The organism is Corallococcus sp. AB045, from assembly GCF_003668895.1.
In the GTDB taxonomy this organism is placed as follows: Bacteria; Myxococcota; Myxococcia; order Myxococcales; family Myxococcaceae; genus Corallococcus; species Corallococcus coralloides.
This window is the reverse complement of sequence record NZ_RAWN01000299.1, coordinates 1-8,150: the sequence shown is the minus strand read 5'-3', so window position 1 is coordinate 8,150 and position 8,150 is coordinate 1. Positions and strand designations below refer to the sequence as shown.

The 8,150-nt window shown below is 69.0% G+C and carries 6 protein-coding genes; 1 reads left to right on the top strand and 5 read right to left on the bottom strand.

The window, feature by feature from the left end; all coding sequences use genetic code 11:
* From D7Y21_RS38655 to D7Y21_RS38640, 4 genes are all read right to left on the bottom strand, one after another.
* Positions 1 to 769, bottom strand: a 769-nt coding sequence (locus D7Y21_RS38655; RefSeq protein ID WP_147469508.1) for a LysR family transcriptional regulator, incomplete at its 3' end; no start/stop codon positions are given.
* Between the two features lie 15 nt (positions 770 to 784).
* The gene (locus D7Y21_RS38650; RefSeq protein ID WP_120565643.1) at positions 785 to 1,606 is read right to left on the bottom strand and encodes an NAD(P)-dependent oxidoreductase; all 822 of its coding nucleotides are present in this window, start codon (positions 1,604 to 1,606) and stop codon (positions 785 to 787) included.
* 107 nt (positions 1,607 to 1,713) lie between these two features.
* Entirely contained in the window at positions 1,714 to 3,894 is a 2,181-nt protein-coding gene (locus D7Y21_RS38645) for a kelch repeat-containing protein (RefSeq protein ID WP_158627415.1), read from the bottom strand.
* 328 nt (positions 3,895 to 4,222) lie between these two features.
* Positions 4,223 to 4,804: a hypothetical protein gene (locus D7Y21_RS38640; protein WP_147469507.1), complete on the bottom strand. Its 582-nt coding sequence runs from the start codon at positions 4,802 to 4,804 to the stop codon at positions 4,223 to 4,225.
* Between the two features lie 217 nt (positions 4,805 to 5,021).
* Here D7Y21_RS38640 and D7Y21_RS38635 point away from each other — a divergent pair, with 217 nt between their 5' ends.
* Positions 5,022 to 7,706, top strand: coding sequence for a M1 family metallopeptidase (locus D7Y21_RS38635; RefSeq protein WP_121718377.1), 2,685 nt, complete (start codon positions 5,022 to 5,024; stop codon positions 7,704 to 7,706).
* 1 nt (position 7,707) lies between these two features.
* On the opposite strand, the gene D7Y21_RS38630 is transcribed toward D7Y21_RS38635, so the two are convergent.
* Positions 7,708 to 8,106: a hypothetical protein gene (locus tag D7Y21_RS38630; RefSeq protein WP_120565639.1), complete on the bottom strand. Its 399-nt coding sequence runs from the start codon at positions 8,104 to 8,106 to the stop codon at positions 7,708 to 7,710.
* Between the last annotated feature and the right edge of the window lie 44 nt (positions 8,107 to 8,150).

Below are 8,150 nucleotides of genomic sequence, written 5' to 3'. Positions count from 1 at the left end.
GGGTGGGGCGCACGTCGGGGGCGATGGTGCAGGCCTTGTAGGCGCGCAGCAGCTCGTAGAGGTGGAGGAAGCTCTCCACCCGGCCGACCTCGGTGACGGACACGCCGTGCGCGGCGAAGCGCGCGCTGTTGGCGCCGCCGTAGGGGTCGTCCCGCAGCCAGTCCACGAAGCGCTGGCCCTGGAGGTCCTTCACGTCCATCGAGCGGCGGGAGGGGCGCTCCCGGGCGAGCGCGGAGTCGGGACCCGCGATGACGACGAAGGACATGCGCAGCAGGGACTCGGTGTCCACGCCCTCGTGCGGGGGCAGGGGGGTGAAGTCGAGCACCAGGTCCTGCTGCCGCGTCTGCACCTGCCGCATGAGTTCGTGCGAGCCGCCGAAGCCCACCACCAGCTTGAGGTCGGTGGCGGCGGCGTCCTGCGCGATGCCGCCCAACAGCGACATGGACAGCGTGGGGTTGAGGCCCAGGCGCAGGGTGGGCTCCACGCGGGCCAGGTCCATCAGCCGCTTCACGTCCAGCTGGTGCAGCGGCGTCTGGGTGCCCGCGTAGAGGCGCTCTCCGCGCGCGGACAGTTGCAGGCGCCGGCCCGGCCCCCGCTCCAGCAGGGCGGCGCCATCCGCGAGCGCCTCCTCCAGGGCGCGGATGTGCTCGCTCACGACGGAGCGGGCGACGCCCAGGTGCTCCGCGGCGGCGTCGATGCTGCCGGCCTCCACGGCGGCGGTGAAGGACTCGAGCCAGACCAGGTGTCGCTGGAGCTTGCGCGGGGGCATGGGGCCAAAGGCGCGCTAGAGGAAGAAGTCGGGCAAGAGCTCCGCGCCGGGGACGGACTGATACTTGTCCAGGTCGGTGATGCCGGCGGCGCGCAGCACTTCATCGTCGATGCAGAAGTTGCCGGTGAAGGAGCGGCTGGGCTTCGTGAGGATGGTGTACGCGGCGTCCGCCATGATCTCCGGCTTGCGGCTGCCCTTGATGGTGTCGTCACCGCCCAGCAGGTTCTGCACGGCGGCGGTGGCGATGACGGTGCGGGGCCACAGCGTGTTGACGGCGATGCCGTCGTCCTTGAGCTCCTCGGCCATGCCCAGCGCGCACAGGCTCATGCCGTACTTCGCGATGGTGTAGGCCACGTGCGGGCCGAACCAGCGCGGCTCCATGTTGAGCGGCGGCGAGTTGTTGAGGATGTGCGGGTTGGAGGACTTCTTGAGGTACGGGATGCACGCCTGCGAGCACGCGAAGGTGCCGCGCGTGTTGATGCCGTGCATCAGGTCGAAGCGCTTGAGCGGCGTGTCCAGCGTGCCGGTGAGGCTGATGGCGCTGGCGTTGTTCACCAGGATGTCGATGCCGCCGAAGGTCTCCACGGCCTTGGCGACGGCGGCGTGGATCTGCGCCTCGTCGCGGATGTCCACCACGCAGGGGAGCGCCTTGCCGCCGGCCTCTTCAATCTCCTTCGCCGCCGAGTAGATGGTGCCGGGCAGCTTGGGGTGCGGGTCCGTGGTCTTCGCCGCGATGACGATGTTGGCGCCGTCACGGGCCGCGCGCAGCGCGATGGCCTTGCCGATGCCGCGGCTGGCGCCGGTGATGAAGAGGGTCTTGCCTTGGAGGTTGGACATGGGCCGCATCCTCGCTCAAACGCGGGGCGCCGCAATGCCCGGAGCGGCCGGACCCGGGTGGGACCGGCCGCTCGTCGACAGAGCTTCAGCGGTCTTTCAGGTGGACATCAGGGGCTCGCGGGCGTGTAGACGAGCACGGCGCTGACGCTCCCAGGGGTGTCCCGGTCCCAACCGCCGATGAAGAGCACCTTGCCGTTGGGCAGCACGGTGGCGGCCATGGAGTAGCGGTTGGACGCCATGCTGGTGGAGAACGCGGAAGTGCCCGTCGCCAGGTCGAAGACTTCCGTCGTCAGGCCCAACGTGGAATTTCCGCCCGCGAGCAGCAGCTTGCCGGAGTTCAGCTGGACCAGGGAGGAGTTGGGGCGCTCGTAGGTGAAGTGTCCCAGCGTGGCCTGTTCGTTGCGCACCGGGTCGTACGTCGCGACCAGCGTCCCGTCCACCAGGACGACCTTGCCAGACGGCTGGAGGAATGCGTCCGTGAAGGTCCGCGTCGTCAGGCCGGTGGCGATGCTCCAGGTATTGTTGGACGGATCGTAGATCTCCGCCGGCAAGCTACTGCCCAGGACGAGCACCTTGCCCGAGGGCAGCAGCACCGCGCGGTGGCTCGACCGGGGGTGAGTCGGGCTCGCGACCGGTACCCAGCTGTTCGTGGCGGGGTCGTAGAGCTCCACGACGCGGTTGCTGACGCTGTCGCCGGAATTGACGCCGCCGACGGCCAGGACCTTGCCGGAGGGCAGCAGGGTCGTGGTGTGGGCTCCGCGCGCGTAGGCCATCTGCGGGCCGGCCGTCCAGGTGTTGGTCGCGGGGTCGTAGAACTCCACGGAGCGCAGCGGGGTGGTGGCCGGGTACGCCGCGAAGCCGCCCGTGACCATGACCTTGCCGGAGGGCAGCAGCGTCACCGCGGGGTTGTAGTGCGAGGTGCCCATCGTCCCGGCGGAGGACCAGGTGGCCTCCGCGGGATCGTAGAGCTCCGCGGTGCCCAGGATGGGGTTGGAGGTCACCGTCCCGCCGAAGACGAGGATCTTCCCGGAGGGCAGGGGGATGAGGCTCGCGTTGAAGCGGCGCTGCGTCAGGCTGGCCGTGAGGTCCCACCGCGCGACCGTCGTGGGCGGCGTGCACGCGGGGGCGTTCTGCACCGCCACGGTGAAGGCCTGGGACGCGGAGAAGCCCTGCGCGTTGGTGACGGTGGCGGTGACGGTCGCGTTCCCGCTGGTGGGCGCGCAGGTGGGGGCCTTCCAGGAGATCTCGCTGGAGGTGAACCCGGACACGGGTGTCGCCAGCGTGCCGGTGCTCGAGGCCCAGTTGAAGGTGAGGGCGCCACCGTTGCCGTCCTCCGCGAGGACGCGGAACGTCACGGTGCTGTCGCCCACCACGGACGCGCTGCTCTGGTGCGCGAGGACGATGCGCGGGGGAACGTTGGCGCTCGCGCCGTCGCCCACGCAGATGCGCAGGGTGCCCTGCGTCTGTCCGCCCTTCGGGTCCTTCACGGTGACGGTGAGCGCGCAGTTGCCGCAGGAGTCGCCAGCGGGAACGGCGGTCGGGGTGAAGGAGGCGATGGTGGAGGTGTCATCCGTCCAGGTGCCCGCGCAGGACGCGGCCCACTGGTAGGTCAGCGCGTCGCCGTCCGGATCCGTCACGTCCGCGGTGACGGTGGTGCTCTGGCCCACGGGAACGGGGGAGCGGGACGCGGTGACGCGGGTGACGGCGGGGGAGATGTTGAACGTCACGGACACTTCCGCGGTGCCGGCCGTGGTGCCGCCGTCCTTGGAGATGACGGTGATGTCGATGCGGATGGTCGCCGTGGCGCCGCGCGAGTCCGTGACGGTCAGCGTCAGCGCGTACACGCCCGGGGTCGCGGGAGCCGTCCAGGTCGTCGACGTGAGCGTGGGTGAACCGAAGGTGCCATCCGCCGCCGTCCAGGCATACGTGATGGAGTCGGACGCATCCGGATCATGCGCGGTGGCCTGGAGGGAGATCGTGCCCCCGGGGAGGACGGCGCTCGCCGAAGCCACGAGCGAGTCGATGCACGGGGCCGAGTTGTCGAACGGGCCCGGGACATCCAGCGCCTGGAGGGTGATGGCCACGATGGAGGTGGCGCCCGCGGTGATGGTGACATCCGAGGCCACGCCCCGGTAGCGAAGAGCGCCGTCCGCGGCGAAGGCCTCCGCGGTGAAGGTGCGCTGGGTGCCAGCGGGCACCTGGTACATGGTGCCGCTCCAGCCCTCCGTGCCCTTGGTGAGCACGGTGGTGGCGGAAGGCACGCCGGAAGCCGTCAGCGTGACGGTCACGCGGGTGACCTCATCGCCCGCGAGCGCCTGGGGAACCGCGCTGACGAACCGGACGTTGCCGGTCTCCCGCTCCGGTTCGCTGCCGTTGTCACAAGCCGTGACAGAGATGACAGCGCTGATTAAAGCGCAAAACAAAACCCGAGACAGTGTGCCTTGTCGACGCATCGCACCTTCCTGGCGCAGCGAGAGGAAAGGGCGATCTATCAGGTTGAAAACATGAAGACAGACATGTTGTGAGATTTTGAGGTGTCTGTCCAAACCCGATCGGGGTCTATGAATACCCGGCGGAGGGGAGCCGCGTGGGCTCCCCTCATCCATGCGGGGGTTGCTACCAGGTGATGCAGGTGACGGTTTCGAGCATGGTCACGTTGGCGTTGCCGGTGGTGTTCCAGTTGCCCACGCCGTTCGTGCCCACGATGTACGTGTAGGCGGAGCCGCGGATGGAGGTGGTGAAGCTGCGCACGTTGACGTGGCCCAGGTCCTGGCAGAAGCGGCGGGCGGTATCCGCCGACGTGCTGAAGTTGCCGGACGGGTAGTTGGGCTGGATGGTGCCGATCTGGTAGCCGTTGACCTTCGGCGTCGTGTACGTGACGTCCGAGGGGGAGGTGGAAGTGGAGGTGACGCAGGTGATGCTCTCCAGCATGGTCACGTTGGCGTTGCCGGTGGTGTTCCAGGCGCCCACGCCATTCGTGCCAACGATGTACGTGTACGAGGAGCTGCGGATGGCGGTGGTGAAGCTTTGCGCGCCGGTGTGGCCCTGGTCCTGACAGAAGCGGCGGGCGGTGTCCGCGGCGCTGCTGAAGTTCCCGGTGGGCTGGTTGGGAAGGAAGGTGCCAATCTGAAAGCCATTGACCGTGGGCACCACGTAGGTCTGGTAGGTGTCAGCGCTGGCCGACGATGCGAAGCCCACGACGAAAAGCAGGGACACAAAGAGGGAGGGGAGACCGCTGCTGCGACGAAACATGTTTTTCCTCGGCTTGTAGCTGAAGCGGGGGGATCCGGACCGTAGCGGCTCGCTGGGTTGAAAGCACTGATTCACGGACTTGGAGACATCTCAAGACTGCTGTGGGTGCGGGTCGAGACGTAGGCACGGTGCGCGACTCGCGCATGGTCTACGCTGTGCCCCCATGCGACTGCTCCCACTCCTCGCCCTGGTGGTGTTGACCGTCCGCTGTGCCCACGCGCCAGAGGCCGCGCCACCTGCTTCCGCGCCGCCCGCTGTTTCGTGGCCGGAGGCCCTGCCTCCCGCGCTGCGGTTGCCGGACACCGTGCGGCCCGTGCACTACGCGTTGGACCTGAAGCTCGTGCCCTCGGAGGACACGTACCCGGGCAGCGTCACCATCGACGTGGAGGTCCGCGAGCCCGTGCGCCAGGTGTGGCTGCATGCTCAGGACCTGGAGGTGTCGCGGGCTCGCGTCACCGTGGGGAGCCGCACGTTCGACGCGAAGCCTGTCACGGCGCCTGAAGGACGTCTGGGATTGCTGCTGCCGGAGGAGCTGCCGGTGGGCAAGGCGCAGCTCCTGCTGGACTTCACCGGCAAGGTGGACCGCGAGCGCAGCCAGGGCCTCTACGGAGTGGAGGAGGGCGGTGAGCCCTACCTCTACACGTTCTTCGAGCCCATCGACGCGCGCCGCGCCTTCCCGTGCTTCGACGAGCCGACCTTCAAGGTGCCGTGGCGCCTGCGCTTCACCGTGAAGGCCGGGCACGTGGCGCTGGCCAATCATCCCGTCGTGTCGCGCGAGCCTCTGCCGGACGGACTGGAGCGCGTCACCTTCGCGGAGAGCAAGCCGATGCCCAGCTACCTCGTGGCCTTCATGGTGGGGCCGTTCGACGTGGTGGAGGCCGGCACCGTCGGCCGCACGAACGTGCCGCTGCGCTTCGTCGTCCCCAAGGGCCGGGGCGCGGAGACGCGCTACGCCGCGAGCATCACGCCTCGCATCGTGAAGGGCCTGGAGGACTTCTTCGACCAGCCGTATCCGTACGAAAAGCTCGATGTGGCGGTCGTGCCTCGCTACTGGGGCACCATGGAGCACCCGGGCATCGTCGCGCTCGGGCAGCCGCTCACGCTCATCCCGCCCGGCGAGGAGACGCTGGTCCGCCGCAAGTCGTATGCGGTCATCGCCAACCATGAGCTGGGGCACTACTGGTTCGGAGACGTCGTGACCTGCTCCTGGTGGAACGACATCTGGCTGAACGAGTCCTTCACCGCGTGGTTGGACCGGCAGACGGTGGACCGGCTGGAGCCGTCCTGGGACTTCCAGCAGGAGCGCGCGATGTCCGCGACGCAGTCCGCGCTGGCGTCGGATGAGCTGGCGTCGGCGCTGCCCGTGCGCAAGCCGGTGGAGAGCAATGACGACATCGTGGGCTCGTTCGACAACGGGACGACGTATGACAAGGGCTCGTCCGTCATCGCCATGTACGAGGCCTGGCTGGGGCCGGAGCGCTTCCGCGACATCCTCCGGGGCTACGTCCGCAAGCACGCCTGGAAGGTCGCGACCCTGGAGGACTTCCTCGCGGACCTGTCCCAGGCGGCGGGGCCGGAGGTGGCGCAGTCCTTCGGCGGGTTCATCGAGCGGAGCGGGGCGCCTCGGATCACCGCGCAGCTTTCATGCCCGGCGGGCGGCGCTCCGTCCGTGAAGCTGTCGCAGGAGCGGTACCTGCCCGTGGGGTCCAAGGCGGACGCGCGGCAGGAATGGCAGGTGCCCGTGTGTCTTCGCGTGGGCACGGGCACGCAGTCGTCGCGGGTGTGCTCGATGTTGCAAGGGCCGTCCGCGGAGGTCGCGTTGCCCACGAAGCAGTGCCCGGCGTGGGTGCTGCTCAACGCGGGCGGCACGGGTTACTACCGCGGCGGTTACACCCGCGAGCAGTTGACGAAGCTGCTCGCGACTCCGGTCGCTGCCTTCACTCCCGCGGAGCAGGTGGCGCTCTGGGCGGATGTGAATGCGGCGGTGAACCGGGGCGACCTGTCGCTGGGTGAGGCGCTGAAGGCGGTGCCTGCCTCCGCGAAGTCGACGAACCGGCTCGTGGTGCAGAGCGGCGCCTCGCTGCTGGAGTTCGTGCGCCTGGATCAGCTCACGCGTGAGGAACGCCAGCGCTTCCGCGCGTGGGTGGCATCGCTCTACTCGGCGCGCGCGCGGGCCATGGGCTGGGTGCCGAAGCCGGGCGAGGACGACTCCGTGAAGGGCTGGCGCTCCCTGTTCCTCCGGCTGGCCGGCGGCCTGGGGGATGACCCCCAGCTGGTGAAGGAGTCGCTGCCCCTGGTGCGCGCATGGCTGGCGGACCGCAAGTCGGTGGACCCGGAGGCGTTCAGTTCCGCGCTGCCCCGAGCCGCGACGCACGGCGATGCGGCCCTGTTCGACGCGCTGCTGGAGGCGGCGAAGAAGGAACAGGACCGCACCGAGCGTTCCCGGCTGCTGATGTCGCTGGCCTACTTCCGGAACCCGGACCTGCTGTGGCGGGCGCTGGGGCTCGTGGTGTCGCCGGAATTCGATGTGCGGGACTCGCAGGTCATCCTCCGGATGGCGTTGATGTCGCCGGAGTCGCAGGCGCTGGCGTGGAACTTCTACCAGACGCACTTCGATGCGCTGACCCAGCGGCTGCGTTCGGATGAGCTGGGCCGGCTGATTGGTCAGACGGGGAGCCTCTGCGATGACATCCACCTGGGGCAGGTGGAGACGTTCCTCACGCCCCGCGTGGACAAGATCGAAGGTGGTCCGCGCGCGCTGACCCGGGCCCTGGAGTCCATCCGGCTGTGCATCGAGTCCCAGAAGCTCCAGTCCCCGAGCATCAAGGCGTTCCTCCGCGCCCGGTGACTCACGGACCGTAGGGACACAGGTTCAAAATCTCCGCGATGGGGGGGCGGCAGAGTTGCAGGAGCTGTGTCTCTTCCACGAACGAGGAGGCCCGCGCCTTGAGGAAGCAGGACGCGGGATCATCCGAGGGCGTGGCGTATTGGCAGAGCTGGAGCGCCTGCGGGTCGGCGAGGAAGCCTCCCTCCTGGACCCGGTGGAAGCACCGTGCCGGGGAGTCGGAACGGGCACCCTGGCAGAGCTGTGCCGCGATGCTCGCTGTCACCGAGCCGCCCTGGCGCGCCGCTTCGAAGCAGGAGTATTGCGGCGCACCCTCGGGAGGGCCTTCCAGTTGCCCCGCCGCCGGAAGCCCGAGCAGCGCGGCAGCCAGCCCCCAGCAACGTCTCCATTGGCCTCGCTTCATCGTTCACCCCCTATAGAAGGTGGGGGATTCATGGCCCGCATGGG

What these genes read in the sequence shown, in the direction of transcription:
- D7Y21_RS38650 (WP_120565643.1), bottom strand. Translation starts at nt 1,606, where the DNA reads ATGTCCAACCTCCAAGGCAAGACCCTCTTCATCACCGGCGCCAGCCGC.
- D7Y21_RS38635 (WP_121718377.1), top strand. Translation starts at nt 5,022, where the DNA reads ATGCGACTGCTCCCACTCCTCGCCCTGGTGGTGTTGACCGTCCGCTGT.
- D7Y21_RS38630 (WP_120565639.1), bottom strand. Translation starts at nt 8,106, where the DNA reads ATGAAGCGAGGCCAATGGAGACGTTGCTGGGGGCTGGCTGCCGCGCTG.